This window comes from Mucilaginibacter phenanthrenivorans (genome assembly GCF_024721155.1).
Lineage (GTDB): Bacteria > Bacteroidota > Bacteroidia > Sphingobacteriales > Sphingobacteriaceae > Mucilaginibacter > Mucilaginibacter phenanthrenivorans.
In genome coordinates, this window is sequence record NZ_JAHVAP010000001.1 from 71,901 (window position 1) to 97,285 (window position 25,385).

A 25,385-nucleotide genomic window follows, 5' to 3' on the forward strand; every position below is an offset into this window, starting at 1 on the left:
CGTTATTTTAAGTTTTTAGCCATCAGTTTCCTTTTCCTGATAAAATCCGCTATCAAGGCTATCGGCATTCCCACACAAATAATCAGGATACCTATGCCGATTAATATCGGCAGCACATTCTTGATGGGATGAAATCCTATTTTACTTGTTGGAACTACTATGAAATTCATCACTATCCAGGTAATGATACCATATTCAAGACCGATAAGGTATTTGTTCCGGAAGAATTTATAAAAGGAGGGATAGGCTACATAGAATACTGCAGTAAATGAATACGCAATAAAATAATGGAACCAAATACCCCACCAAAACATGGGCATGCCGCCTTTAAAGGTGGCTTTTCCAAAGGCGCCGCTGGCAATAAACTGGAAAATAATAACCGGACCGGCTTTATACGCAGATAGGATGGCGCCGATACCGTCAAGCGTCCCTACTACAAAACCTATCCATAGAATATTCAAAAAGATCTTGTCTTTTTTTTGTGGGACGTCTTTTTTGGGAACAATTTCTTTTTTCGGCATCTATATAACTTAGAAAATTTAAAAGTAGATAATTTTCTGAAAGGAGATTGTAAATTATTAATGCACTATGTGCTTTTAGATGGTATGATAAAAATAAGTTTCACTATAACTAACTGTAAAATAGATTATTGCCAAACTTTTTTTATTTCTTTAAAACCATACGGCATAATTGGTGGTTATAAAAATGCAAATTAATTAAGTGCAACGAAAAAATTATAACCTGCACTTATTAATTGCTAGTTATAACTGTTAAAAGAAACAAAAGGAACCATGAAAAAATCAATTTTAATTTTAGCCGCAGGCTTATCAATAGGACTATTATCAAATAACGTGTTTGCGCAAACGCAACCACAACCAACGCCGACCCCAACGCAGCCGACACCAATGCCGACTCCGACCCCAACTCAGCCAACGCCGACGCAGCCGGTGCCGAACCCCAATCCGACACCTACAACACAGCCGGCTACGCCGCAGCCAACCGCAGCCAAGGCCGATTCGGTAAAGGATTTACAGGCTACCATCGCAAATGTTGCGGATCTGTCGACACTAACAAGCGCGGTAAAGGCTGCAAATGCGGACGCTACCTTAAAGGGAGCCGGTCCGTACACGTTGTTCGCACCGGACAATGCTGCATTCAGCGCAATTCCAAAAACAAAGTTGGATAGCTTAATGAAGGATCCTGTTAAACTGGGAGCTTTGGTAAAAGCGCATGTTGTAGTTGGTAAATATGATAAAGCCGGCATTATAAAGGCTTTAACTAATGCAAGCCGTACAGCAACATTGAAAACTGTTGACGGCCAAACTATAACTATTGCCGTAGTAAATAAGAAAGTGCAGCTGAAGGATGCACAGGGCAATACCGCCGAAATAACTTCATTTGATACGCCTGCAACAAACGGTATTATTGATGGTGTTAACGGTGTATTAATGTCTAAATAACACTAACCGCTATATGTTAAGGCCCGGTATGGAAACATGCCGGGTCTTACTTTTTAGTGGATATTATATGGTATTGATTTTGGCATCGTGCTTGTAATAAATACATAAACTAAAAGGGATGACTTTATATAATAGAATCTGGGCTGATGCTATCATATCGCAAAAGGCGAAAAAGGCCGAACATACGAGCTGGAAACTGTACACGCTGATACCTTTATCCTTAATTATGGGCATCAATTTGTTTACATTTTTTTATTGGATGCGGGTGATAGTAGATCGTAATTTATTGCTGTATATGCCTGTTAATGTCTTTAACGCACATCCTTTAAATTCCTTTATCTCGATCGTTATCACTTTTATTATTCCTTTCGTGTTGTTGAACTACCTGGTGATCTTTAATAACGACCAGTATAACGAAGTGTTAAAGAAGTATCACGATGAGGGCGGTAGATTATATCGCAAATATGTTTGGTATTCGTTAGGGATAGCTATCATCCCGATAGTTGTTAAGGTGATGTTTTTTGGCTGAAGAAATTTAACCAGTTCCCGTTGCCTGTGTCCTCACAGGCAATATGTTATGGTTTGTAAAATCATTGTGCTAACCGTTAGGCATTCTGGAATTGGCTGTGAGGACACAGCCAATAGGGAAGAAGGGAGTTTTGCTTTATGCCCGTCGCCTGGAGACACAGGTAACAGGCTTAATGTTGTAAGAAAGTAATGCCCTATACCTAAATCCCGCTAGATGTATTTGGTAGCTATCAATCCTTTTTTTTATGATTTATCATTACACTTCCCGAGGCCAGATCATGTATCGCTCTTTTTGAGGGATTGCTGTGTATGGTTAAAAAGGAGATCCACCCCAAAAGTACCTTCACGATATACCTGATTACGGCATGGAAAAAACTTATCCTGCTATTTGTATCCGCAAATTTTTTAACGCGGATACCCTTGATATAATTGCCAATGGTGAAACCAAAAGTCAAACAAAATGGCTCATAAAAAATAAACACAGCTAAAAAAAGAGAGATCCTTAGCCAGTCGGGCGCGCCGGGAAAATGGTCCAGTACCATCGAGAAAATAACCATACAAACGATAATAATTACCGTATCAATAAACATAGATTGCAGGCGAACAATCAGCGGCGGATACTCATCTTCCATATGTAGTTTTAGATGACTAAATATATAGTTTAGATTTCATAATTATGGTAGGTTGGGATTTTAATTATTGAATGCTAAATGTATGTTTAGGTTTGAGCTGATCCTTAAATCGCTGGGAATAAATATCTAACTTTTAATTTTAAATTTTTATTTTATCTTTATACCTGCCATCAAAACACCATTAGGTAGTGTGTTGAAAATGAGCTGCTTTTAAAGCTATAAAATGGGAGACGTTCAGCATAAGCGCTGGGTTAAAGGCGCGCATTTTATCATTACTTTAAGTTTCCTCGCGCTCACCGTTAGCGGTTATGTGATCCTGATGTCGCACCCCCGGCTCTATTGGGGAAAGGCAGGCAATGATCTTACTCCGGCGTTGTTCGAACTGCCCATCAGCCGCAACTACCAGCACGGCGGATGGGAAAAAAGAATCCAGTTTAAACATTTAACCGGATCGCAGATAAGCGCGGTTCGCACTTACGATATTTTTAATCAAAACGGCTGGGGGCGCAGCACCCACTTCCTGGCGGCATGGTTTTTAGTGATAACCGGGCTTATCTATTTGATGTTTGGCTTTTTCAGCGGCCATTTCCGAAGAAATTTGGTGCCACGCAAAAAAGAGTTTAGTTTTAAGCTCTTCTGCCACGATTTCGCCAGCCATTTCCGAAAGCAATTGTACACCGGGGGTAAGTATGGGCTACTGCAAAAGATCACCTATATGGCGGTTATATTTTTCCTGTTCCCGGTTGTGATCTTAACCGGCTTCACCATGTCGCCCGCGATTACAGCATCTTATCCCTTCCTGCTTAAAATATTTTTTGGCCATCAATCGGCGCGCACCATTCATTTTTTTTCTGCCACCGCGTTGCTATTGTTTCTGTTGGTGCATGTGGTAATGGTAGTACGGTCGGGCTTTAAACAAAATATTTTGGCAATAACTTTTGGGAAATAACAATGAAGGAAAAAAAAGGCATGAACAGGCGCAGGGCTATTTTCGCGGGGATTACCTCTGCGGGTGCGCTGCTTCTTTCGGGATGTTTAAAAAAGGCACTCCCAACTTACGGTAATATATTGCGAATGGGCGATAACCTCACGTATATAGCCCAGCGCGGGCTGCTTTCGCAGCGGGCATTGGCAATGGAGTACCAAAAAAGCGATATAACTTCCTTCCCTGTTACCGATATCGGCGACCCTGCCGACCCGGCAAGCAAAGCCGCCTACAGCAAAGTATACCAGGAACTGCAACGCAATAACTTTAAAGACTGGACGCTTTCTGTTGAGGGCAGCGTGGCCAAGCCTGGCAAATATTCAATGGATGATCTTAAGAAACTTGGGGAGCGCACACAAATTACCCGTCATAGCTGCGAAGAAGGCTGGAGCGCCATTGCCGAATGGACCGGCGTACCATTGGCCGCCCTGTTGCAGCACGCGGGCATTTTGCCTGCTGCAAGGTTTGTGTGTTTTTACGGATTTGATAATTATGGCGAGAGCATTGATATGTTGGACGCCTTTCACCCACAAACTATCCTGGCTCATACTATGAACGGCGAAACCCTTCCAGCGCGTAATGGAGCACCAGTTCGCCTGCGGGTAGAGACACAAATTGGTTATAAGAATGTTAAATACCTACAACGTATTGTGGTAACCGATAAATTCGTGGACGCGGGGCCGGATATTTCTAATGGATGGTCGTGGTATACCGGGATATGATTGCAGATTTCAAATCTCTCTATACGATCTCTTCTGCTTTCGGACTTTCGGTCGTTTCCAACTTCCGGACCCCACCCAGCATTTTCTCACCCTCGATCTTTTTCTGCAGTTCCAAAATAGCGCCTATTAACGCTTCCGGCCTTGGCGGGCAACCCTGCACGTAAACGTCAACGGGGATCACCCTGTCGACACCCTTAACTACATGGTAGCCATGCTGCCAGTAAGGCCCGCCGCAATTGGAGCAGGAACCCATAGAGATCACATACTTTGGCTCGGGCATTTGCTCATACAATCGTTTAATGCGTTCCGCCATTTTAAAGGTAACTGTTCCGGCAATGATGATCACATCAGCCTGACGGGCAGATGGGCGCGGGAATACGCCGTAGCGGTCAAGGTCATAAGTAGAGGCAAAGGCCCCCATAAATTCAATTGCACAGCATGCTATCCCAAAGCTTAATGGCCATAAAGATGATAAACGCGCCCAGTTCAGCAGGTCGTTCATTTTGGTGATCACCACACCGCCGTTCTCACTGGTTATATCACTGCTCATTGCCTGGTTTTTTAAAGGTGGGTTTAAACATGGGTTTTCTTATAGGCGCTGTTTCGGGTGTTCCAGGTGTTTCATCTGTTTTGGGTGTTCCAACTGTTCCATGTGTTTCAGATGTTAACACTGTTTCAAATGGAACAGCGGTAAGTGCAAACGCCTTTACTTTATAATTACTTTGTTCTAAATTCAATTTTTCATACAAAGATTTTGGAATATACGTATCTGTTGTTGGTACAATTGGCTTGGGTTTTATCCAGTCCAGGTCGCCTTTTACCCAAACATAGGCCAAGCCGAGGATCAGGATGCCGAGAAATACGAACATTTCTGTTAATGCCAGCCAGCCCCAGCGCGGCTCGATATTATTTATCTCATGGCTGCCAAAAACTGTTGCCCATGGAAAAATGAATACCATTTCCACATCGAACAACAAGAAAACCAGCGCTATGACATAAAAACGGGAATTAAACGGGAGCCATGCGTTGCCGGTAGTTTCTTCGCCGCACTCGTACGAAGTAAGCTTTTCAGGATTAGGTTTATGCGGAGCCAATAGCTTGTTTATGCCAAAAGCCACGCACACCATTATTATTCCTGTAATAAGGAAGATAAGTATCTTTCCAAATTCTGATATTTGCGACACTTCAGCCATGACAGCAAATTTAACAAAACAAACAGATTTTGACGCTATAATTATTGGCGGAGGCGCCTGCGGATTAATGTGCGCGGTGCAAGCCGGCTTTTTAGGCAAGCGAACACTTGTGCTGGAGAGGAACGATAAGGTAGGCGCCAAGATCCTGATCAGTGGCGGCGGGCGGTGTAACTATACCAATTTATATACATCAGCACAGCAGTTTATTTCAGCAAATGAGCATTTTAGCAAATCAACCCTGTCGCAATGGACGGTTGAGGATACCGTCAGTTTTTTTGAGACTTATGGGATTATTGGTAAGGAGAAAACACTTGGCCAGCTTTTTCCTGAAAGCGATAAGGCAAAAGATATTGTAAATGTTTTTACCTCTCTTTGTGAAGATTTAGGACAGGGGATCTGGTGTGATACCCTTGTTGATGGGATCGAACCAGTGGATAGTGGCTATTATGTTTCATTTGAAAGAAACGGACAGAGGCAAACCTTGTTTACCCCTAAAGTTGTAGTAGCATCCGGTGGATTGCCGATTCCTAAAATGGGTGCGACTGATTTTGGACTGCGGATCGCCCGAAAATTTGATCTCAAAATCAACGATACAGCACCTGCTTTAGTGCCGCTTACCATAATCGGGAAAGATCAGCCATGGTATGAGCAACTCTCCGGCAATTCTATCTTCTGCCGGGTTTGGAATGACAGGATCAGTTTTGAGGAAAATATCCTATTTACCCATTGGGGGTTAAGCGGCCCGGCCATTTTACAGATCTCTTCCTACTGGCGGCCCGGGGAATATATTTATATCGACTTGCTGCCCAATCAAAACATAGTTGAACTGATCCGGCAGGAGCGGGAGGCGAACGGCAAAAAAATGTTGCTGGCCTATTTAGCTAACCTGTTTACCCGCAAATTTGCGGAAGCACTGAGCGATAAGTTGCCCGTCGATAAAAACCTTGCGTCATTAAGTAAGGTCGATATTGATTCAATCAGTCAATTGATCCATGAATTTAAGGTAAAACCGGCAGGGGATAAGGGCTACGATAAAGCCGAGGTAATGCGCGGTGGCGTATCAACAGATGAACTTTCATCCAAAACACTTGAAGTTAAAAAAATGTCGGGACTGTATTATGGCGGCGAATGTGTGGATGTTACCGGCTGGCTGGGCGGCTACAATTTTCAATGGGCATGGGCCAGTGGGTTTGTGATAGCGCAGGGACTGTAGCTGAAAGCTAAAAGACCAAAGCTGAAGGCAAGGAGTATTACCTGGACACTATCCCGGTGTTATGTCAACCATAAATTGATGTAAAGTTTCGGGGCGAGTACTAAAAAGAGGGGGTTTACAGGGGTTTACATAGTTTCTATGTAAACCCCTGTTTAAATTTCTGTTAATCAATCACTTATATTATTTTTTTTGAAAATTAGCGGGTTTACATTCTCGTATAAAACTATCAGATCAACCTCTGGTCATTAGTGATGCTAATTGCTTTTTGCTTTGAGCTTTGAGCTTTCACCTCCGCTAACTTGCTTATAATAAACAATCAGCCTGTCGATATTGGCCAGCATATAAACTTTGGCGTGGATCTTATCAACAACTTCGGGGTAATCGCCCATGATATCGCTCATTACGTCTTCAAAGTTTTCGTTGGTGATACGCTTCATTTGGGCAGTGTTTTCGCCATAGTAGTAAACAGTTTTTTCGACGCTGCCTCCTCCACCGCCTCCTCCGAAGATGGGAATGGAAACACCAGCGCCAACGCCGCTGCCATAGCCGCCGGTACCTGCACCAACGCCTACACCTAAATCGGGAGAAATTCCAAATCCACGCCCGCCGCCACCTTTGCCGCCACCGCCAGCCATATAAAGTTTTACGTCTTCATTGAGTGCTACTTTTACAAAATCAAGTTCTTTTTTTGCCCAGATTTCATTATTGGGCGCATGGGCAACTACAAAACTGTCCCTGCCAATCACAAACGATTTCAGATCGCTGGCGCTCAATTTAAATGGCTCGGTTTTATTATTATCCTTAAACTCAATAAAGCCCTCGTCCTTTACCGGTCCTTTAGCCGATGGATTAACCCGAATAAAACCGGTCTCAGTATTACCCTTCACATCGGTAAACCTGCCGGGCAACCATTTGCCGGATTGTGATTTTGCTGATATAATCATCAGCATAAAAAATAAAATGATTAAAATTGGACGCATAATTACTAAAACACAAATAACGTAATTTTACGACATTTAATATGATGATTGTTGATCTAAGAAGCGATACTGTTACAAAGCCTACCCCCGGCATGCTGGAAGCCATGTTCAATGCAAAAGTTGGCGACGATGTTTTTGGCGAGGACGAAACGATAAACGAACTGGAAGCAAAAACTGCCGCCATTTTTGGGATGGAAGCCGGCATTTTTTGCCCGTCGGGAACCATGACCAACCAAATTGCCATTAAATGTTTTACAAACCCAATGGAGGAGTTGATTGCCGACCAAACCGCGCACGTTTATCGCTACGAGGGTGGGGGGATCGCTTTCAATTCAGCGGTATCAACGCGCTTACTAAACGGTTATCGCGGCATAATTACCGTAGAAATGATTGAGCCGGAGATTAACGCTGAGAATATTCATTATCCTCATAGCACCCTGGTTGTGCTGGAGAATACTGTAAATAAAGGTGGCGGAAGCTGCTATACATTGGAACAAATAAAGCCGATAGCTGAATTGTGCAAAAGCAAAGGATTAAAGCTCCATTTAGATGGTGCCCGTATTTTTAATGCACTTGCGCATACTGGCGATGCCGCTGTTGATTACGGTAAATATTTCGATGGAATTTCTGTTTGCCTTTCAAAAGGTCTGGGGGCACCAGTTGGGTCCGTACTTTTGGCTGATAAGGCGACTATAAAATATGCCCGTCGCATCCGTAAAGTGTTTGGCGGAGGCATGCGCCAGGCAGGCTTTTTAGCTGCAGCCGGCATCTATGCGCTCGATCATCATGTGGAGCGGTTAAAAATAGACCACTCTCACACGCAAATTCTTGCGGAGGAACTGGCTAATTGCGGTTGGGTAGCAAATGTTTTACCACAGGAAACCAACATTGTTTTATTTGATACAGTGGAACCCGCAAGCGTAATCCTCCAAAAACTGGAAGAAAAAGGCATCAAAGCCTTATCAACCGATAAACACCGCATCCGTTTTGTGCTGCATTTGGATGTGCATCCGGAACAGGTGGAGTATGTAGTGGGGGTATTGAAAAGTCTGTAGTCTAAAGTCTTGAGTCGTAAGTCAAAAAAGAGCAAACGACTCAAGACTAATTACTCAAGACTTAGGACTTTATTTCCCTGTCTGCCGATTGTCTTTCAACCATCCAGCCAGGATATTCCCTTGCTAAAGCGCTTACTTCATCAAGCTTTTTCAGATCATCTGCCGATAAAACCAGTTCGGTTGATTTGATGTTGGCATTCAACTGATCAATACTTTTTGCACCGATGATGGTGCTGGTTACGCCCTTTTGCTGACGAACCCAAGCCAGTGACACTTCGGCTATTGATACGCCATGCTGCTTACCTACTTCGGTAGCCACATCAATTATATCGTAGGTTTTTTCCTTATTAATCGGCGGAAAATCAAAAGTATCCCTGCGGCTGCCTGCTGCGTTCCCTGCGTTACGGCCATACTTGCCACCAAGAAAACCACCGGCAAGCGGGCTCCACGGCATTACGCCTATGTTTTGATCGTGGGCAAGTGGCAATAGCTCCCTTTCAATGTCACGTGATGCTAAGGAGTAAAAATATTGCAGACCCATAAATTTGTTCCAGCCATGTTTTTCGGTTATGGCAATGGCCTTCATCACTATCCAGGCAGGCCAGTTGCAAATGGCAATGTAACGTGCTTTGCCGCTTTGTACAACATCATTTAGTGCGCGAACGGTTTCCTCTACTGAAGTTTTTGGATCGATGCCATGGACGTACAGAATGTCAATATGATCCACCTGTAAACGTTGTAGACTGGCGTCAACCGATTGGAAAATATGATAGCGCGAAAGCCCCATATCATTTACACCCTCGCCCATGCGACCGCGAACCTTGGTTGCGATTACCAGGTTATTGCGGTTTAAGCCAAGATCTAGGATAGATTGACCTAGTAGTTTTTCTGATTCGCCGAAAGAGTAAACGTTAGCTGTGTCTATGAAGTTAATGCCTGAATCTACCACAACTTTCATCAGGTCGTTCACCTCCTGTTGTTGTGCAGTCCCGATTGCCTCCCAGTAACCCTTGCCGCCGAAGGTCATGGTGCCAAAACATAACTCGGATACCACCAGGCCGGTGTTTCCTAAAAAATTGAATTTCATAAATTTGATGATTTGTTTATAAAAGTAAAATTGGGCGATTATTGTTTGAGAAAAGTCAGCAGAGGGTCAAAAGTAGGTAAATGCTTTGTGAGACAGCAGAGAAAGTAACCACAGAGGTAACAGAGAAAGGGCAAAGTACATGGGGGAGACTATTTATTTCTTTAAACTTAACAAACTTATCTTCCCGGTGCTTGTATTATATTCCATGAACCGATTATTGAGCAAACTTGAAAAAATAGGACGCGACCCCAAAATAACAGCGAAGGCTGTAGGTTTGCGTTATGTATCAGATTCCACGCCTGGTTATACCCGCAAAAAGGCGGGCAAGGGGTGGAGTTATTATAACGCTAAAAGTGAGCTTGTTAAGGATAAGGAGTTAATCAACCGGTTCAATAAACTCGTTATCCCTCCTGCGTATACGAATGTTTGGATCTCTCCTTATGATAACGGGCATTTGCAATTTACCGGGACGGATGCTGCGGGCAGAAAGCAATATCGTTATCATCCGGATTGGAACAAAATTCGCAATCAATCAAAATATCATCGCTTACAAACATTTGCCGGTTACTTGCCCGCCATCCGCAAACAGGTTGATAAGGACCTGTTAAGGCCCAATCCAGATCATGATAAAATAGTGGCGCTAGTGGTCCGCTTGATGGAACTTACCAGTATAAGGATAGGGAACGAGTCATACAAAAAGCTTTATGGTTCATTTGGACTAACTACACTAATGAACAGGCACGTAAAAATTGAGGGATCGACACTTAACTTTGAGTTTAAAGGCAAAAAAGGGGTTTATCACAAAGTATCCCTGCAAAGCAGGAAGCTTGCCCGATTGGTAAAACAATGTCGCGAAATTCCGGGTAAGGAGCTGTTTCAATATTATAACGAAGACGGCAGCAAATGCTCGCTCGGTTCAGGCGATGTAAATGCGTACCTGAAGGAAATAACCGGCGAGGATTTTACCGCCAAGGATTTCCGCACCTGGACCGGCAGTGTAAGTGCATTATATGCGATTAAGCAAGTGGGAGAATTTGAAACAATTACAGAGTGCAAAAAGAAGATTGTAAGCGTTTTGGACGAGGTGGCTATTAACCTTGGCAACACCCGCACCGTTTGCAAAAAATATTACGTGCATCCAACGGTGATAAAAAGCTACGAGGATGGTGCTATTTTTAAATACATCAAACAACTTGATGAAGATAAGGATGTAAATTCTGCTGAATTAAACCTCGCGGAAAAAGCTTTACTAAGTATCCTTGAAAACGAAAAACTGGCCGAAGCCAGTTAGTTGGTTGAGTTTATTAAGTTAGATTAGGTTGATTAAGTTAAAGAAGACAATAACTATTAACTGATCTTATTATCGGTCCCGATAACCCAATCAACTCAATCTAAATAATCAACCACTACTTCTTAGTAACTATAAACACAATCCCATTTTTTGCCCTATCGCCATAAAGTTCCTTGGTTTCGTTGTCGGTTTTCAAAACCATTTTGTCGATATCAAAAGCGGAGATTTTTTTAAGATCGGCCTGTGTGGATATTTTGCCGTTGATGATGATCATTTTGTCGGCAATGTGATCAACGCTGAAATGATTCGGTGAGGTTACAACCTGGAAATTTGAATAGGTACGCCCTGAACTGCCATTAACTTTATAAGGCCTTGAGTTATTTTTTAGACTCTTGAAGGTATCAGCTAAAATTGAATAACCCTTTACGACTTTTATTGAGGTGTCCTTATACAGCTTGTTATCGTAAACCACTACACCTGATCCGGAGGCATTGTTACCACGAACCGTTATTGTTGCAGGGTTGGAAGAGGTGATATTAAATGATTCAACTTTGGTAGGACCGTCATAATCTGAATCGCCATTTGTTGCCGAAGGATGGCCTACAACAACAACACTGGTTAAGTTGCCGGACGAGTTACCGGTACCATTTATACCGTGAGCATTATAAGGCCACTTATCCATTTTTTCACGGAATTTTGCACCGGCCTCAGATCCCTTTGTGGTTACAAATACTGTTCCGTGTTTGTTGTCAAGGTTGAAAATTACGTTATTACCAACATTCGGTGATACGATATTTATGGCTTCAATATCATTGGGGTTTATTTTATCAAAATCAGTTTTGGACGCTTTTACACCGTTTATTACTATATTAACCGAGTCTAGCTTGTCCGAAGAGCTGATAAAGATCTTACCCTTTCTAATGGTGTCTATCAACTTTACGATAATTTTTTGTTGAGCTATATTCTTTTTGGTAACAACACCAGCGCTGGTGTTTACTTTGTTATTGGGAACGTTTACAGGAGCAGGGTTTTTGCGTTCCAATAGCGCCAACGAGGACGCTTTTATATTGCTAATTGATTTTTTAACCAGCGCTGCCTTCGAAATGCTAAAAACCAGTAGCATTGCAACCACAGCAGGTACAAGAAATGCGTACCGGGTAAGTTTAAAGTTTGAGGATCTTTTTGCGTTCATCATGATAATTCTTTTTTTGATGGTTGATATATTGAAGTGGTTTACAATGCCTTGTGGCGCTGCCGAAAAGCTCACGTTTACCAAACTGTATTGATATTGCTTGCTGTCGGTGCCGTTTCTTAATATTTTACGGTCGGTTATAAATTCTATGTTTTCTTTTACTGCCTTTTTCATTAGCCAGACACCGGGGTTAAACCAATAAAATATGGTGCTTAGTTCGGCCAGCAAAACATCCAATGTATGCCATTCGCTTACGTGGATCTGCTCATGCTGCAGTATCGATCTTAAGTCGGACGGTTCATGATTTGCCGGGTTAATGTAAATGCTTTTCCAGAAGGAAAAGGGTCCGCTATCGGTATTCATTATCCTCACGTTGTGGTTATAAATTTGAGCAGCTGTTGAATTGCGGTATAGTTTAAACAGCGAATAAAGCTGGACCATGAGCCTTGCTGCCAATAGAATAACACCCGCCCAAAAAACAACCTCAACCCAAAGCCAGTAATCGGGTCTTTCATTTATTAAAGCCTTGGCCGGTGCCTGCCACCTTAGCATAATGCCTTCAACAGGCTTGACTATTTGTTTATGACGCTCTACAAATGCCGAGAGGTTTATTTTGGGATAAACAGTAGCAAATAAAATTGCAGTCAACAGGTAAATACGGTTCAGGGTATAAAAGGTAAGGTGCCTTAAAACCAGGTAATAGCCGGCGCAGAATAACAGCAGTGCCGCGTTTACTTTTAACAGGAAAATAAAAAGATCTGGCATGATTTCAGTATTTTAAGGTTTGTTATTTTATTTATTCAACTGCCACAAAAAATCTGAAGCAGTGGACGTTAACGTTTCATTGTTTTGTTTTTGGGTAACAATGACAGCCCCTTTTGCTTTAATTGTGTTGGCCTTGCTGTCGTATTCGATATAGTCAGCTTTCACATTAGTAGTTCCGTAAGTTACTTCTGCCTTCCCGAAAAAGCATGATATGCCGTTTGGCCTTCTTATTACTGAGTCCTCTGCATGGACTTTTAACACTGGTTTGATCTGTAAGCTTGATTTTGACCAGGTTAGTGATGATATCATTTTTGCATTACCTGGTGCAGTACTTAATGTACTTGCATGCGCTTTAGTGAGGTAGGTAGTATCCAAAATCAGACGGCGGTTCACTATCTTGACCGTATCAATTACGGCAAGTTTACCGTCAATCAATTTTCCCTGCGTGTGCCTGGCGGATTCGCCATTAATCCGTATTGCGATAATTGGCGCTGTTTCAATTCCGTTTTTGGTTTTGATATATACAATTGTTTTTTTATCAAGGGTTTCACCAACGTCAATGCTCTTAATGTTAGCCTTATTCAACTTGCCATGATCGTAATTCTTTGATATATTTCCATCAACAACATACATCAATGGCTTAATAGGCGCTCCGTTTTGTGTAATGTTAATGGCTCCGTTTTTGTCAATAACTATGCTGTTTGTTTTTAAGCTGCTGTCAACCACTTTATTGTTCCAGGGGCTGGTGGTTGTATTCCTCATGCTTTGCGTATCAATAGATAAATTGATATTCGCTGTTATCGCTGTCTTTTTAGCAGAATCGATCTTAACACGCGGCCTTTTAACAGGTTTTTGCACAGGTGTTATGAGCATAACGCTAGCAGTCTGATGGTTAACCAAAGTGGATTTTTTTACAAATGCCGCTTTTGAGATACTAAAAACCAATAACATCGCAACAACGGCAGGCACTAAAAAAGCATAACGACTCAACGTAAATTTTGATGACTGTTCAGCATTCATCATAATTATCCGCTTTTTTATGGCCGAGATATTAAAATGATTAAAAATGGTATTCGGCGATGCTGCGAAGCTTACGCTTACCAGGCTGTATTGATATTGCTTTGTATCAGCGCCGCTTTTTATGATCTTGCGGTCGGTTATAAACTCTATATTTTCCCGTATTGCCTTTTTCATTAGCCATACCCCCGGGTTAAACCAGTAAAATATAGTGCTTAGTTCAGCAATCAAAATATCCAAAGTGTGCCATTCGTTTACATGTACCTGCTCGTGCATTAATATTGATTTTAGGTCGGCAGGTTTAATGTTCGCAGGATTAACATAAATGCTTTTCCAAAATGAAAATGGCCCCGAATCTGTATTTACCAGCCTTACATCGTGCTCGTGGATCTGCGCAGCTGTGGAACTACTGTATAATTTATACAAAGAATAAAGCCGCATAATCAACCTTAACGCTAGCAAGATGACCCCAATCCAAAATATAAGCTCAATCCAATTCCAGTAAGCGGGTACCGTAAGTGGCTTAACAAGTGCTGTTGTGGGTGCTTGCCAGTTTATAGCTACAGCCTCAACAGGTTTGGCAATTTGCTCATGCTGTTGTAAAAAGCCTGACAAATTTATTTCCGGATAGATGGTTGCGAATAAAATGGCGGCAACAAGGTAAATGCGGTTTAGTGTATAGAAGGTAATATGCCTGAGCACCATGTAATAGCCGGCGCAAAATAGCAACAGGGCAACATTTACCTTTAACAGAAAAATAAATAAAACCGGCATGGCAATCAGGGTTTAGTGTTTTTCAATAAGTTTAATGATCTCCTTCAGTTCATTGGCACTTATCTTTTTCTCATTTGCGAAAAAGGTCACCAGGTCCTTATATGAATTTTGGAAGTAATCGCTTACAAAGCCATTCATAAACTTCTTCTTATAATCCTCTTCCAATATTACCGGTGCATAGCGGAACGAGTTTCCTAATTTTTCGCCTTTCACAAAATCCTTGCGTTCAAGGTTTTTTATTGTTGATGCAAGGGTAGTATAGGGCGGTTTGGGCTCTTCCATCAGGTCAAGAAAATCTTTAATAAAACCTTTACCGCACTGCCATACCGCCTGCATGGCTTCTTCCTCTTGTTTTGATAACTTCTCCATGTTTTTACGATTGTTTCGTAAAGCTACGATTAATTCGTAAATATCAAAATATTTTAACTTTTTTTAACAAATATTTTTATGTGTAACTATTCGGCTATAAATGAGTTGACTGTTGTAACATTCAAACTAATAAATTACCTTAGATGACTTAATCATGACAAATATGCTTATCAACAAAAAAATCTTAGTAACACTTTGTCTGTCTTCTGTAATAGCAGTAGTTGCACTAACATCTATGAAACCAGAGGATGAACATAAATTTAAAAATCTTAAAGTACTGCCTAAAAACATTACCGACAAGCAATTGGACAATGTAATGGATGAGTGGGCACATTCATTAGGCGTACATTGTAATTTTTGCCACGTACGTAATGAAGCAGAAAAGAAAATGGATTTTGTGAGCGATGCCAAGCCTGAAAAAGAAATGGCCCGCAAAATGTACAAAATGATGAACAAGCTAAATCAAAAATATTTTGGAGCTAAAAAAGATTCATTAGGAATGGTGATGAAAAGCGGTGTAAATTGCTACTCTTGTCACCGTGGTGAATCACATCCCGAAGTTAAGGTTCCTGAGGGTAGGAGAGGCCCAGGTGGTCCCCCTCCGGGTGCGCCTGCTCCGGGTGGAGCGTCGGCCCCTCAAGGCGATCATAAACAGTAAAATATAATAAACACCCTTTAGTGCAATACTAAAGGGTGTTTTGCTTCATAATAATTATGAATAACATAAACATTAGAGATGCGCAGGAAATTGACTTGCCTGCCATTCTTGATATCTATAATGAGGTTATCCTGAATACCACCGCAGTTTACAGCGAACTGCCCCACACCCTCGAAATGCGGAAAGACTGGTACCAGGAAAGGATAAGTAATAATTTCCCGGTATTTGTTGCAGTAGTTGGCAGTGAAATTGCCGGCTTTTGCAGTTTTGGACATTTCAGGGCCTGGCCTTGTTACAGGTATACTACGGAACTTTCCATTTACGTGAAGGCTACTCACCGGGGAAAAGGGATCAGCAAGCTGATGTTGCGATTATTAATTGATGCTGCCCGCGAGAAAAATGTTCACGCGTTGCTGGCAGGAATAAGCGCGGATAACGAGATAAGCATAAAACTCCACCAATCATTTGGATTTGCGGAGGTAGCTCACTTTAAGGAAGTGGGGTATAAATTTAACCGCTGGCTTGATCTTAAATTCCTGGAATTAATATTGACTTCGCCCGAAGCTATTTGATGCTTTTTTTAATGTATTTGTTATACAAATATTCAGCATAGCCAACGCTTATATAATCAGGAAATTTCCAGTTAGGATAACGGGTCCTTTTTAGATATTTAATGAAACTGAAGAGTAATACCCCGACAAATAAGACAGCGCCGAGGATCATAAGTGATTTCACAAGAAAAATAAAAACGTTCATAAACGGAAAATTTGCTGATTGTTGCCTTTTTTACGGAAAAGGCACATAAGAGGTTACAACAATCCGGAATGTTTTTGTGGTATAAAATATTTGATCGAAGAATTGTATGGGCTTTTAGTCGTTCAATTTCCGCGGATGACTAGTTTGTTTTTTTATAGCAAACTTCAGAGCTTGCACTGCGGCGGATAACGGTGTATATTACTCCCTTTATTTCCTCATATCCGGTTGTAACGCTTTGCATTGATCTTTTCAGCACTACTCCTGAATCGTTGTCAATCAACATTACTCCATTTATCCTGGTGTTCATCGCGTCTTTCAAAATTGAAGTTTTATAAGTGATAGTGGTGGTCCTTCCGGTTACTGCATAAATGGTATAGGTAGTGTTGTATACGTTGTTTACCGGGCTTACATCTGTCCAGGTATATCCCTTCTTAAGAAATGGACTGGCGGGAAAATCCAGCAAAAATTCAAGCTGGTTATTGGGCGATAGATTTTCAGACTGGATGCCGGTAAATGCCATTAATGTATCGCTAACCGGTTCACGTTTCTTTACAGCTAATATAGTGCCCTTTGAATCGGCCGAAACTATGGCCGACTTGCCAATCAACTGGTACAACGACATCTGGATATCTGAATTTGGATCGGGCGTTTTATCCGAGTTAAAATTAACATTTCGTCCAAGCGCATTTATTGAATCAATAACCTTATTAAAAGTGATGTGAATTGTGGCGTTGCCGTTAACAACATCATTGATCTTATATGTTTTTGTAACCGCAGAGTAAGTGCTGATGTTTAACTTTTGGCTGCCGCGCTGCATTACACAGTTTGATTTTACAGCCAGTTGCCGTTCAAATTCATCTCCCTTTTTAAACCTAAAATCTCGGTGCACGGTTTGTGCATCGCTTGTACTTATTATAAGCAGAAGGGATAGTATCAGAAGACTTTTTATAATGGTAAAACTTAGTTTCATTTTAATGCTTTTGGTTAGGATCGTGTTATAAACCTTGGGGCGCCTATCGACCCGGCTGAACAAAAAATTCAGGCGGGCTAATTACTTCGATGGGGCGGCCTTTTTGCCTTTTGAATGGTTTTCGGTTTTGGGTTAGCATTATCAGAACTATCTGGCAACAAAAAATTGAAATTTGTATTTACCGGTATCAGCGGTAAGGGCCAATCGGTAAACGGAAAATCCGTGGACATCACAGGAGCCACCTGGGTTGGCAACAAGGGTGTTACCGGAATTTTAACCGGAGCGGCAGAAGAACTACTTGTCACAATCGGAGCCTTTGGCATATCTGGCATATCAGGCGCTTCCGGTACAGGTATGTCAATAAGATCATTGTTTATTATTTTGTCTTGAGGCGCCTGGCCAGATAGGCCCGGTGCTTCAGGAACATCCGGCAACGGGATTTCTGCCAGCAATGTTGGGGTAGCTGGAAATGCCGGTTGTTTTGGTATCGCAACTTCGGGAATTTCGGACGAAACAGGCGCTAACTTGCCAAGTTTTACGCCGGCCGTTTTAGGCAGTGCAAATGACGGCAGATCGATTACCGGTACAACCACTGCTGTCTTCGGCTTACCCGGTGAAACACTTTTGGTGATGCTTCCCGGCGGCAACGGTAACGGGACATTCCAGTCCGAAAAATCTCCATGTTGCGCCGAGGCCGTCAAGCTTACAGCCATAAAACCCAGGAGCAATAAAACATAAATTACTTTCTTCATTTTTATATTTTAACTTAAGGCAGCATACGCCGCCTGGTATTTTTTTTAGTCTGCCTGCCTGCTTAACGCAAGCGGATATCCGATAGAAAATAGTAAACTCGGCTTATCGCCGGAGTAACGTAATAAATTTATAGCGCCAACAGCTAACGATAACGGGTTTTTAAAAGGTCTTATTCCCATTGATAAGCCCAAATTCATCCCAGACCATTCACCAATCAAATTAACATGCTCAATCCACTCGTAAGATATTCCCCCAAATACTGCAGTGCCATGCTGGCCTCTGCCCGCTGCAATATCATCGTAGCTTTTATTATAAAAGCGCCCGTTGCCAATGCCAATGGTATAAGTAAGCCTTGATGCGCCCGGAGTTGCTGAAGGCATTGTTTGTACTGCATGACTCACAGCAACAAAAAAAGTACTACCCGGTGCATCAGATTGCTTTTTACTGGCAAATAGTTGCAGTCCGCCTGCTGAAACGCTGGTGCCATTCGCAACAAAACGGCTTACCATAAAATTAGCCGAAAAATCGCGAAACCGGTGCACGTCGGTCATATTAATACCGGCGGCAAAATTCACAGCTTTAATAGGATCACCTGCACAAAAGCCGCCAGATGCTATCAAGTCGGCATTATTGTGATACACCTGTTTATAAACACCTGCAATGCTGCCGAATGCGTAGGTGCCAAACCCTCCAAAACCCATTGGGATGGTGGCACTTTGTTGCGCATCATTAGGCATTAACTGATTTTCCATTCCATTATTTCCTGTTTTTTCCGGCGCCAGCAACGAGTCCACTTTTTTTGCCAAAGCCTTTTCAAAATCGTTTTGACATAAAGCCTTTTTTGGAAATACCATGCATCCGCAAATGAAAAACAATATCGCAATTTTAATAATTGAGCGGGCGTGCATTACTTAGTGATTAACAGGTTTTTAATTTAAAGATGGAATAATAGTTATCCAAATTAAATATTTTTTATCAAAGTGTAAATTAATATTTACTTAAAAAACCTGTTATAACATACACTCCCGCTGTTTACTATACCTAACCGTTTGTAAAAGTAAGGGGTTGCATCGCTATAAAAAATACCAACTCGTTTGTATAATGGTGCGCACTGTAGTATTGCCCAAATCCATTACATTTGCCATTATGCAAAAGATCCTTGTAGCCAACCGCGGCGAAATAGCGCTTAGGGTAATGCGTTCGGCGCGCGAAATGGGTATTAAAACTGTAGCTGTTTATTCAGATGCCGACCGCAATGCACTGCACGTGCGTTATGCTGATGAAGCTGTCCATATTGGTGACTCACCATCAAGCCAGTCGTATTTGGTAGGAGATAAGATAATTGCCGCCTGCCGTAAGACAGGGGCAGAGGCAATTCACCCTGGTTACGGGTTTTTGAGCGAGAACGCGGCATTTGCCAGGCAGGTAAGGGAAGCAGGGCTGATATTGATCGGCCCATCGCCGGAAGCCATGGAGATAATGGGTAACAAACTCTCCGCAAAGGCGGCTGCGTTAAAATATAATATCCCAATGGTTCCAGGTACAGAGGAAGCTATCACTGATGTCTCAGAAGCAAAGCTCCGTGCTGTAGAAGTTGGTTTTCCGATCCTGATAAAGGCGGCAGCCGGTGGTGGTGGCAAGGGGATGAGAATAGTAGATAACGCCGCTGATTTTGAAGAGCAAATGCAATTGGCAGTATCCGAAGCGATCTCTGCCTTCGGGGATGGCTCGGTATTTATAGAGCGGTATGTTTCATCGCCACGGCATATTGAGATCCAGGTGCTTGGCGATACGCACGGTAATATATTGCACCTTTTTGAACGTGATTGCTCCGTACAGCGCAGGCACCAAAAGGTAATTGAGGAGGCGCCGTCATCGGTATTAACTCCTGAAATAAGGGAACAGATGGGTAAATGCGCAGTTGATGTAGCGCGGTCGGTAAATTATACCGGGGCTGGTACCGTGGAATTCATTATGGATGAACAGCTGAATTTCTATTTTTTGGAGATGAACACCCGTCTGCAGGTAGAGCACCCAGTTACGGAATTTATTAGTGGTGTTGATTTGGTGAAGGAGCAGATCCGTATTGCAAGGGGAGAGGCCATCAGCTTTAAACAGGAAGACCTGAAAATTATTGGACACGCTATCGAGCTACGTGTTTATGCGGAAGACCCGGACAATAATTTCCTGCCGGATATCGGAACACTGCAAACCTACATAACTCCGAAGGGCCCTGGTGTTAGGGTTGATGATGGCTTTGAGCAGGGCATGGAGATCCCTATCTATTATGATCCGATGATAGCCAAACTGGTAACTTATGGTAAGGACAGAACTGAAGCGATTGAAAGGATGATCCGCGCTATTGACGAATACCATATTACCGGCATAACTACTACTTTAGGCTTCGGCAAGTTTGTGATGCAGCATGAGGCTTTTACGTCTGGTAACTTTGACACTCATTTTGTAAAAAAATATTTTGAGCCGGGCGTATTACAAAATGACACTGAAAAGGAAGCCCTGATTGCCGCCATGGTAATGGAGAAGCTTTTAGGTGAGCAACGATTAAAAGTTGCGGAGGTAGCCGATGGTGAAGTTTCAAATTGGGTTAAGAACAGACGATCCGTTTAAACCCGGGCTGCCAATTCCTCAATAAACGCTGCCTGCGCAATATTTATTTTCAACTTCGCTTCATCAGCCTCAAACCATCCTGCCCGGTCAATCTCTGGGAACGCTTGCTTTTTGCCCGATTTTGGCGGCCATTCCATTTCGAATAAATTGCTGACAATAGCTTCATGATCGATATCGCCCTCAACAGCCCATGCGTAAACTTTTTTGCCGCTTTTTAATTTAACAGGATTTAGTTCGATAAAATCGCCGTCAACTTTTTTTCCCGTTTCTTCTTCAAATTCGCGTTTGGCTGCTGCTAACGGTTCTTCATCGTCCGTAAATTCACCTTTGGGGATGGACCATGCCCCAAGGTCCTTGTTTTTAAAGAACGGGCCACCCGGGTGCACCAGGAAGATTTGTAGTTGGTTACCTGCTTTTCGGTATAATAAGATCCCTGCACTTTGACTGGACATTTTTTTAAGATTTATCAGCAAGTTAACAAACACAATAACTATTATAATTAAATTTGAATTAAATAAACCTATATTACCTGTATGACCGACAATAAATGGACCAGCTTTAAGATAGCCGGCGACTATAATACAGACGTAAGAAGTCTTTATGAAGCGTGGGCAACAACCGAGGGGATTGAGAAATGGTTTTTGCGTAAAGCCAATTTCTACACCGTTCCCCGCCGCACGCGTGAGCCTCACGAATTTATCATGACCGAGGATACTTATGAATGGTACTGGCATGGTTACGACGATACAACATTTGAAAAAGGGCAGGTGCTGGAAGCCAATGGAACGGATACGATAAGGTTTACCTTTTCGGGCGGCAGCATTGTTACCGTTTTTATTTATAGCCGCAACGGTGTTTCAATTGTCGAACTCACACAAACCAATATCCCGGAAGAAGCTGATCCTTCAAAGAACCTGTATATCCAATGCCAGATAGGGTGGACCTTTTATATGGCCAACCTGAAATCAATAATTGAGGGTGGTGTGGATTTAAGGAATAAGAGGTTGGAGTTGAGCAGTAATTTTAAATAGAGCCCCAGCCCATAAAGGGAGCAACTTTTCATTAGAAAACCACACTCATTTGACACTTAAATAATGTCGATTATTTAACTTCGCCAATCAAAAATTCCCCCTTTAGGGGGTTAGGGGGCCTCATGTTTACAGGAATAATAGAAACTTTAGGAATAATCACCGATTTACAACACGAACAGGGCAACCTGCACATCACCGTTGAATCATCAATCGCGGCTGAACTGAAGATTGATCAGTCGGTTGCGCATAACGGGGTTTGTTTAACGGTTATCGCGTTAGCTGATGGTAAACATACGGTAACCGCAATCGAGGAGACGCTTAACAAAACAAATCTCGGCCACTTAAAAACCGGCGACCTAGTGAACCTGGAACGCTGTATGCAAATGAATGCCCGGCTTGATGGCCACATTGTACAGGGGCACGTTGATCAAACTGCAACCTGCATAGATTTTAAGGAATTGGACGGCAGCTGGGAATATACTTTTGAATATGATGCCGCCAACGGAAATGTAACTGTTGAAAAAGGCTCTATCTGCGTAAATGGGATTAGCTTAACGGTAGTTAACTCTCACAATAACAGCTTCTCGGTTGCCATTATACCTTATACTTTTGAGCATACCAACCTGCAGCATGTAAAAAAAGGCTCAATGGTTAACCTCGAATTTGATATTATAGGTAAGTATGTGGCGCGGTTAATGCAGCGTTAGTTTTTAAGCTGGTCAATCCTGCTCTTTACATACGGTATATAGGCCATTTGTTTCCCAACCGGATTTGAGTTTAAAAACTTCTTATAATAGATAGCGGCGTTTCTTTTATCCTTCAGCTTCGTGTCGTACAGATTTGCCAACAAGTAATAAATTATGGGCGTTTCCTTAAACTGTAACGCCTTTTGATAGGCCATCGCTGCTTTTTTATACTTATTTAAGTTGCCCTCGCTGTCGGCTATTTCACCGTAATAGGTCGCAATATTTGACGAGATTCCCTGGAAGATCGCCTGGTTCATGAAGTTGATAGACTGCGGTTCGTCTTTAAGCCCTTTATAACACAATGCGGCATAATAAAAACTATATTCGGTTTGCTCGATACCTTTAAGACTAGCGAACGTTTCTGCGCCGCAGGCATAGTTTTTTAAATTATAATAGGCAATGCCAAGTTTGGTAAGGATCTCGGCATTGGCGGCATCCATCTTTATCAGGCGGTTACACGTCCCGGCCGTTTCAGCCCACTTACTTTCGCTGTAGGTAAGCTTTACCGTGCTTAATAAAATGAAAATATTATCCGGATCGCCAACCGCTGCCTTATTTAATACGGCCAACGCTTTGTCGAAATGTTTTAAAGTAGTGTAAATATCGGCTAATGAAGTAGCTACATCAACATCATTTGGATTGATCTTGTTAGCCTGTTCGTAATAGCCTATCATTGAAACAGTGTCGTTTTTCCTTTCGGACAAAGACGCTAATTGTTTATACACGGTGAAGTTCCCGGTGTCTTTTGAGGCTATTTGTTTATAATATAATTCCGCCTTGGGGAAATTGCCACGGCGTAAGTTGATGCCAGCCATATTGAACAGGATGGTTTGATTGGTGGTATCGATAGTATAAGCACGTTGATAATAATTTTCTGCATCAGGCAGATCATTAGCCATTTGTGATGCATAAGCCAACCTTGATAGAACCTTTAAATCTGTAACCGGCTCCGGAAAGTTTTTTTGAAGATATTTAAAGGCATCGTTATAACGCTGGCCCTGGAAATATTCCATCAATTGTGCATCATCAATTTTACTGGTTTCCTGTGCAATTGCCGAAACAACTGAAAATAATACAAAGAAGGGTAATAATATGCTTTTCATATAACTAAGTTATTAGTTATAAATCATAAATCCAAACTTTCAAACAATTTCTTACAAAACAGGTTATATCCATACAAATAAAAACACAACACTATGGATAAGTTAAAGAAATTCGGATTAATGGAAAAGATTGTCCATGAGCTGGAAGATTTAAAAAATAGCCAGCAGGCCATCATACAAAAACTTGCTAAAATTGAAGTCGACAATATGGAGCTGGGGGATAAGAGACTTGAAAAAGACCTGCCCGACATGCACCAGCGTGTAGCAGACAACCTTGACACCATTGCGGCAATTTTAGAAGATTTTGCCAATCAAACAGATAAGTTCAGCGACACTAATAACATTGCCGCGTTAAAAGAACAGGACGCAATAAACAACTTATAGGAGAGGTTTAAAGCTTTGTAGAAGCTGAAAGCTAAAAGACTAAAGCGAAAAGCCGCTTTAAGCTTTTACCTTTCAGCTTTTTACTTTACTGGTACTGTATATAAATTGGTGCCGGTTTCAATTCCAAAATCTCCTTCATGGTCAGCATCCGCTTTGGGGCATTTTTAATGTCATTTTTATAGAATAGCTTAAAGCCTGTAAATTGTACAGGCTCGCCTGAAATAAAATATTTATAGGTTCCTTTTTTAAGATCGGGACCACCCCAGCCGTCCATGTCCATCACAAATTGGATTTCAGGGCGTAGTTTGATGTTCTGGTAATTGGTCACCATTTTTTTAGTGAAACGGTGTACGATAAAGATCTTTGGCGGCAGGTTGTATTTCTTCACCAGCGACGCAAGGTACTGCGTAGTATAATTGATATCGTCCGCGTCAAACGTGCCGATGCGCTTGCCGGGGATGCTGCCTTCCTTCATGGAAAATTCCGGGTCGATGCCCAAATGAACATTCGGCATTTTTAAATATTTCTCCAGCAAAGGAATTTCCTTTTGTACGGTACTGAAACCAACCTGCAGGTCTAAAAACACCAATGCATCAATAGATGCTGCCATACTGAGCACGCTGTCTATTTGTTTAAATGGCATCCGTAAATTATGAAGTCCGTTTCTGCCGGCATCGGCTTGTGCGGTAACACAGATATAATGCAGGGCAGGTTTCACAGGTGTGCTTGTATCCGCCTTCTCCCAGTTTTTTACTTCAGTTTTCAGTTTAGCCAGCATTATTTTGGGTGGATATTGGCCCAGCACGCCCATGTTTTTTGAATACATATTGCCGTAATAAGCCACTATTCTATAAAAAGGTAAAATTGCACCAGGCAGGGGATAGGCCTTTGTTTTAACCGGCCACCTGTGGGTTTTATCGCCATTTGCCAGTTTAAGCATTAAGGAATCATATAGCGCAGTGTCAAGAGGCTTCAGCGTTGTGTCGGTAAATTTGTGGTAGGTGAATTTTGCTGCTGATACTTTTGTAAGGCTCAAAAAGCAAATCGCGGCGAATAAGACGAATTTGTTATTTTTCAAAATAGGTGGTTATAA

At 42.1% G+C, this 25,385-nt stretch carries 28 protein-coding genes; 13 read left to right on the forward strand and 15 right to left on the reverse strand.

Annotated features, from left to right (window positions below; genetic code table 11):
* Positions 1–2 precede the first annotated feature (2 nt).
* The gene (locus KXD93_RS00395; protein WP_258134872.1) at positions 3–521 is read right to left on the reverse strand and encodes a hypothetical protein; all 519 of its coding nucleotides are present in this window, start codon (positions 519–521) and stop codon (positions 3–5) included.
* A 270-nt stretch (positions 522–791) separates the two neighbouring features.
* On the opposite strand from KXD93_RS00395, the gene KXD93_RS00400 reads away from it, so the two are divergent.
* Positions 792–1,460, forward strand: a complete 669-nt coding sequence (locus KXD93_RS00400; protein ID WP_258134873.1) for a fasciclin domain-containing protein — start codon at positions 792–794, stop codon at positions 1,458–1,460.
* Between the two features lie 118 nt (positions 1,461–1,578).
* A complete protein-coding gene (locus tag KXD93_RS00405) occupies positions 1,579–1,989 on the forward strand; it encodes a hypothetical protein (RefSeq protein ID WP_258134874.1) in 411 nt (136 codons plus the stop codon).
* A 229-nt stretch (positions 1,990–2,218) separates the two neighbouring features.
* On the opposite strand, the gene KXD93_RS00410 is transcribed toward KXD93_RS00405, so the two are convergent.
* Positions 2,219–2,620 carry an RDD family protein gene (locus KXD93_RS00410; protein ID WP_258134875.1) on the reverse strand — a complete coding sequence of 134 codons (402 nt, stop codon included), beginning with the start codon at positions 2,618–2,620 and terminating at the stop codon, positions 2,219–2,221.
* Positions 2,621–2,843: 223 nt separating this feature from the next.
* Between KXD93_RS00410 and KXD93_RS00415 the strand changes: the two genes are divergently transcribed.
* Together KXD93_RS00415 and KXD93_RS00420 are read left to right on the forward strand one after the other, a co-directional pair.
* Positions 2,844–3,569 carry a cytochrome b/b6 domain-containing protein gene (locus KXD93_RS00415; protein ID WP_258134876.1) on the forward strand — a complete coding sequence of 242 codons (726 nt, stop codon included), beginning with the start codon at positions 2,844–2,846 and terminating at the stop codon, positions 3,567–3,569.
* A gap of 2 nt (positions 3,570–3,571) precedes the next feature.
* A complete protein-coding gene (locus tag KXD93_RS00420; RefSeq protein WP_258134877.1) occupies positions 3,572–4,327 on the forward strand; it encodes a molybdopterin-dependent oxidoreductase in 756 nt (251 codons plus the stop codon).
* A 19-nt stretch (positions 4,328–4,346) separates the two neighbouring features.
* On the opposite strand, the gene KXD93_RS00425 is transcribed toward KXD93_RS00420, so the two are convergent.
* Together KXD93_RS00425 and KXD93_RS00430 are read right to left on the reverse strand one after the other, a co-directional pair.
* On the reverse strand, positions 4,347–4,877 hold the full coding sequence (locus KXD93_RS00425) for an NADH-quinone oxidoreductase subunit B (protein WP_258134878.1): 531 nt from the start codon (positions 4,875–4,877) through the stop codon (positions 4,347–4,349).
* Positions 4,867–5,520 carry an NADH-quinone oxidoreductase subunit A gene (locus KXD93_RS00430; RefSeq protein WP_258134879.1) on the reverse strand — a complete coding sequence of 218 codons (654 nt, stop codon included), beginning with the start codon at positions 5,518–5,520 and terminating at the stop codon, positions 4,867–4,869. The genes KXD93_RS00425 and KXD93_RS00430 overlap by 11 nt, the downstream gene beginning before the upstream one ends.
* On the opposite strand from KXD93_RS00430, the gene KXD93_RS00435 reads away from it, so the two are divergent.
* Positions 5,519–6,733 (forward strand): BaiN/RdsA family NAD(P)/FAD-dependent oxidoreductase, encoded by a 1,215-nt coding sequence (locus KXD93_RS00435; protein ID WP_258134880.1) that lies wholly within the window; start codon positions 5,519–5,521, stop codon positions 6,731–6,733. The two genes, KXD93_RS00430 and KXD93_RS00435, sit on opposite strands and share 2 nt — an antisense overlap.
* A 254-nt stretch (positions 6,734–6,987) precedes the next feature.
* On the opposite strand, the gene KXD93_RS00440 is transcribed toward KXD93_RS00435, so the two are convergent.
* Positions 6,988–7,677 carry a hypothetical protein gene (locus KXD93_RS00440; protein WP_258134881.1) on the reverse strand — a complete coding sequence of 230 codons (690 nt, stop codon included), beginning with the start codon at positions 7,675–7,677 and terminating at the stop codon, positions 6,988–6,990.
* A gap of 77 nt (positions 7,678–7,754) precedes the next feature.
* Here KXD93_RS00440 and KXD93_RS00445 point away from each other — a divergent pair, with 77 nt between their 5' ends.
* Entirely contained in the window at positions 7,755–8,768 is a 1,014-nt protein-coding gene (locus KXD93_RS00445; protein WP_308726274.1) for a threonine aldolase family protein, read from the forward strand.
* Between the two features lie 61 nt (positions 8,769–8,829).
* Here the strand turns inward: KXD93_RS00445 and KXD93_RS00450 are convergent, their stop codons facing one another.
* Complete coding sequence (locus KXD93_RS00450) at positions 8,830–9,855, reverse strand: aldo/keto reductase (RefSeq protein WP_258134882.1); 1,026 nt, start codon at positions 9,853–9,855, stop codon at positions 8,830–8,832.
* A gap of 205 nt (positions 9,856–10,060) precedes the next feature.
* Between KXD93_RS00450 and KXD93_RS00455 the strand changes: the two genes are divergently transcribed.
* The gene (locus KXD93_RS00455; protein WP_258134883.1) at positions 10,061–11,146 is read left to right on the forward strand and encodes a DNA topoisomerase IB; all 1,086 of its coding nucleotides are present in this window, start codon (positions 10,061–10,063) and stop codon (positions 11,144–11,146) included.
* 115 nt (positions 11,147–11,261) lie between these two features.
* Here KXD93_RS00455 and KXD93_RS00460 read toward each other — a convergent pair whose 3' ends face one another.
* Genes KXD93_RS00460 through KXD93_RS00470 form a run of 3 tightly spaced genes read right to left on the reverse strand, consistent with a single transcriptional unit; the run spans position 11,262 to position 15,263 of the window.
* On the reverse strand, positions 11,262–13,103 hold the full coding sequence (locus KXD93_RS00460) for a M56 family metallopeptidase (RefSeq protein WP_258134884.1): 1,842 nt from the start codon (positions 13,101–13,103) through the stop codon (positions 11,262–11,264).
* Between the two features lie 27 nt (positions 13,104–13,130).
* Complete coding sequence (locus tag KXD93_RS00465; RefSeq protein ID WP_258134885.1) at positions 13,131–14,894, reverse strand: M56 family metallopeptidase; 1,764 nt, start codon at positions 14,892–14,894, stop codon at positions 13,131–13,133.
* Positions 14,895–14,906: 12 nt separating this feature from the next.
* Complete coding sequence (locus KXD93_RS00470; RefSeq protein ID WP_258134886.1) at positions 14,907–15,263, reverse strand: BlaI/MecI/CopY family transcriptional regulator; 357 nt, start codon at positions 15,261–15,263, stop codon at positions 14,907–14,909.
* A gap of 235 nt (positions 15,264–15,498) precedes the next feature.
* Here KXD93_RS00470 and KXD93_RS00475 point away from each other — a divergent pair, with 235 nt between their 5' ends.
* Positions 15,499–15,921: a c-type cytochrome gene (locus KXD93_RS00475; RefSeq protein WP_258134887.1), complete on the forward strand. Its 423-nt coding sequence runs from the start codon at positions 15,499–15,501 to the stop codon at positions 15,919–15,921.
* Between the two features lie 56 nt (positions 15,922–15,977).
* Positions 15,978–16,493 (forward strand): GNAT family N-acetyltransferase, encoded by a 516-nt coding sequence (locus tag KXD93_RS00480; protein ID WP_258134888.1) that lies wholly within the window; start codon positions 15,978–15,980, stop codon positions 16,491–16,493.
* Between the two features lie 323 nt (positions 16,494–16,816).
* On the opposite strand, the gene KXD93_RS00485 is transcribed toward KXD93_RS00480, so the two are convergent.
* The 3 genes from KXD93_RS00485 to KXD93_RS00495 form a co-directional block, all read right to left on the reverse strand.
* On the reverse strand, positions 16,817–17,647 hold the full coding sequence (locus KXD93_RS00485) for a DUF6263 family protein (RefSeq protein WP_258134889.1): 831 nt from the start codon (positions 17,645–17,647) through the stop codon (positions 16,817–16,819).
* Positions 17,648–17,724: 77 nt separating this feature from the next.
* Entirely contained in the window at positions 17,725–18,399 is a 675-nt protein-coding gene (locus KXD93_RS00490; RefSeq protein WP_258134890.1) for a hypothetical protein, read from the reverse strand.
* A 45-nt stretch (positions 18,400–18,444) separates the two neighbouring features.
* Positions 18,445–19,254 (reverse strand): hypothetical protein, encoded by an 810-nt coding sequence (locus KXD93_RS00495; protein WP_258134891.1) that lies wholly within the window; start codon positions 19,252–19,254, stop codon positions 18,445–18,447.
* Between the two features lie 292 nt (positions 19,255–19,546).
* On the opposite strand from KXD93_RS00495, the gene accC reads away from it, so the two are divergent.
* Positions 19,547–21,028 (forward strand): acetyl-CoA carboxylase biotin carboxylase subunit, encoded by a 1,482-nt coding sequence (gene accC / locus KXD93_RS00500; RefSeq protein ID WP_258134892.1) that lies wholly within the window; start codon positions 19,547–19,549, stop codon positions 21,026–21,028.
* Here accC and KXD93_RS00505 read toward each other — a convergent pair.
* Complete coding sequence (locus KXD93_RS00505; RefSeq protein ID WP_258134893.1) at positions 21,025–21,480, reverse strand: NUDIX hydrolase; 456 nt, start codon at positions 21,478–21,480, stop codon at positions 21,025–21,027. The two genes, accC and KXD93_RS00505, sit on opposite strands and share 4 nt — an antisense overlap.
* 81 nt (positions 21,481–21,561) lie before the next feature.
* On the opposite strand from KXD93_RS00505, the gene KXD93_RS00510 reads away from it, so the two are divergent.
* Positions 21,562–22,059, forward strand: a complete 498-nt coding sequence (locus KXD93_RS00510; protein WP_258134894.1) for an SRPBCC family protein — start codon at positions 21,562–21,564, stop codon at positions 22,057–22,059.
* A gap of 122 nt (positions 22,060–22,181) precedes the next feature.
* The gene (locus KXD93_RS00515; protein ID WP_258134895.1) at positions 22,182–22,766 is read left to right on the forward strand and encodes a riboflavin synthase; all 585 of its coding nucleotides are present in this window, start codon (positions 22,182–22,184) and stop codon (positions 22,764–22,766) included.
* Here the strand turns inward: KXD93_RS00515 and KXD93_RS00520 are convergent.
* The gene (locus tag KXD93_RS00520) at positions 22,763–23,908 is read right to left on the reverse strand and encodes a tetratricopeptide repeat protein (RefSeq protein WP_258134896.1); all 1,146 of its coding nucleotides are present in this window, start codon (positions 23,906–23,908) and stop codon (positions 22,763–22,765) included. The genes KXD93_RS00515 and KXD93_RS00520 overlap by 4 nt on opposite strands.
* Positions 23,909–24,001: 93 nt before the next feature.
* On the opposite strand from KXD93_RS00520, the gene KXD93_RS00525 reads away from it, so the two are divergent.
* Positions 24,002–24,292: a hypothetical protein gene (locus KXD93_RS00525; RefSeq protein WP_258134897.1), complete on the forward strand. Its 291-nt coding sequence runs from the start codon at positions 24,002–24,004 to the stop codon at positions 24,290–24,292.
* Between the two features lie 85 nt (positions 24,293–24,377).
* Here KXD93_RS00525 and KXD93_RS00530 read toward each other — a convergent pair whose 3' ends face one another.
* Positions 24,378–25,370, reverse strand: a complete 993-nt coding sequence (locus KXD93_RS00530; RefSeq protein WP_258134898.1) for a hypothetical protein — start codon at positions 25,368–25,370, stop codon at positions 24,378–24,380.
* Positions 25,371–25,385: the final 15 nt, after the last annotated feature.

Excerpts from the sequence above, each read along its gene's own strand:
- KXD93_RS00430 (WP_258134879.1), bottom strand. The coding sequence starts at position 5,520 with ATGGCTGAAGTGTCGCAAATATCAGAATTTGGAAAGATACTTATCTTC.
- KXD93_RS00455 (WP_258134883.1), top strand. The coding sequence starts at position 10,061 with ATGAACCGATTATTGAGCAAACTTGAAAAAATAGGACGCGACCCCAAA.
- KXD93_RS00440 (WP_258134881.1), bottom strand. The coding sequence starts at position 7,677 with ATGATTATATCAGCAAAATCACAATCCGGCAAATGGTTGCCCGGCAGG.
- KXD93_RS00520 (WP_258134896.1), bottom strand. The coding sequence starts at position 23,908 with ATGAAAAGCATATTATTACCCTTCTTTGTATTATTTTCAGTTGTTTCG.
- KXD93_RS00450 (WP_258134882.1), bottom strand. The coding sequence starts at position 9,855 with ATGAAATTCAATTTTTTAGGAAACACCGGCCTGGTGGTATCCGAGTTA.
- KXD93_RS00460 (WP_258134884.1), bottom strand. The coding sequence starts at position 13,103 with ATGCCAGATCTTTTTATTTTCCTGTTAAAAGTAAACGCGGCACTGCTG.
- KXD93_RS00475 (WP_258134887.1), top strand. The coding sequence starts at position 15,499 with ATGAAACCAGAGGATGAACATAAATTTAAAAATCTTAAAGTACTGCCT.
- KXD93_RS00425 (WP_258134878.1), bottom strand. The coding sequence starts at position 4,877 with ATGAGCAGTGATATAACCAGTGAGAACGGCGGTGTGGTGATCACCAAA.
- KXD93_RS00495 (WP_258134891.1), bottom strand. The coding sequence starts at position 19,254 with ATGGTATTTCCAAAAAAGGCTTTATGTCAAAACGATTTTGAAAAGGCT.
- KXD93_RS00490 (WP_258134890.1), bottom strand. The coding sequence starts at position 18,399 with ATGAAGAAAGTAATTTATGTTTTATTGCTCCTGGGTTTTATGGCTGTA.
- KXD93_RS00400 (WP_258134873.1), top strand. The coding sequence starts at position 792 with ATGAAAAAATCAATTTTAATTTTAGCCGCAGGCTTATCAATAGGACTA.
- accC (WP_258134892.1), top strand. The coding sequence starts at position 19,547 with ATGCAAAAGATCCTTGTAGCCAACCGCGGCGAAATAGCGCTTAGGGTA.
- KXD93_RS00435 (WP_258134880.1), top strand. The coding sequence starts at position 5,519 with ATGACAGCAAATTTAACAAAACAAACAGATTTTGACGCTATAATTATT.
- KXD93_RS00395 (WP_258134872.1), bottom strand. The coding sequence starts at position 521 with ATGCCGAAAAAAGAAATTGTTCCCAAAAAAGACGTCCCACAAAAAAAA.
- KXD93_RS00465 (WP_258134885.1), bottom strand. The coding sequence starts at position 14,894 with ATGCCGGTTTTATTTATTTTTCTGTTAAAGGTAAATGTTGCCCTGTTG.
- KXD93_RS00445 (WP_308726274.1), top strand. The coding sequence starts at position 7,755 with ATGATGATTGTTGATCTAAGAAGCGATACTGTTACAAAGCCTACCCCC.
- KXD93_RS00525 (WP_258134897.1), top strand. The coding sequence starts at position 24,002 with ATGGATAAGTTAAAGAAATTCGGATTAATGGAAAAGATTGTCCATGAG.
- KXD93_RS00420 (WP_258134877.1), top strand. The coding sequence starts at position 3,572 with ATGAAGGAAAAAAAAGGCATGAACAGGCGCAGGGCTATTTTCGCGGGG.
- KXD93_RS00405 (WP_258134874.1), top strand. The coding sequence starts at position 1,579 with ATGACTTTATATAATAGAATCTGGGCTGATGCTATCATATCGCAAAAG.
- KXD93_RS00485 (WP_258134889.1), bottom strand. The coding sequence starts at position 17,647 with ATGAAACTAAGTTTTACCATTATAAAAAGTCTTCTGATACTATCCCTT.
- KXD93_RS00505 (WP_258134893.1), bottom strand. The coding sequence starts at position 21,480 with ATGTCCAGTCAAAGTGCAGGGATCTTATTATACCGAAAAGCAGGTAAC.
- KXD93_RS00510 (WP_258134894.1), top strand. The coding sequence starts at position 21,562 with ATGACCGACAATAAATGGACCAGCTTTAAGATAGCCGGCGACTATAAT.
- KXD93_RS00515 (WP_258134895.1), top strand. The coding sequence starts at position 22,182 with ATGTTTACAGGAATAATAGAAACTTTAGGAATAATCACCGATTTACAA.
- KXD93_RS00470 (WP_258134886.1), bottom strand. The coding sequence starts at position 15,263 with ATGGAGAAGTTATCAAAACAAGAGGAAGAAGCCATGCAGGCGGTATGG.
- KXD93_RS00415 (WP_258134876.1), top strand. The coding sequence starts at position 2,844 with ATGGGAGACGTTCAGCATAAGCGCTGGGTTAAAGGCGCGCATTTTATC.
- KXD93_RS00410 (WP_258134875.1), bottom strand. The coding sequence starts at position 2,620 with ATGGAAGATGAGTATCCGCCGCTGATTGTTCGCCTGCAATCTATGTTT.
- KXD93_RS00480 (WP_258134888.1), top strand. The coding sequence starts at position 15,978 with ATGAATAACATAAACATTAGAGATGCGCAGGAAATTGACTTGCCTGCC.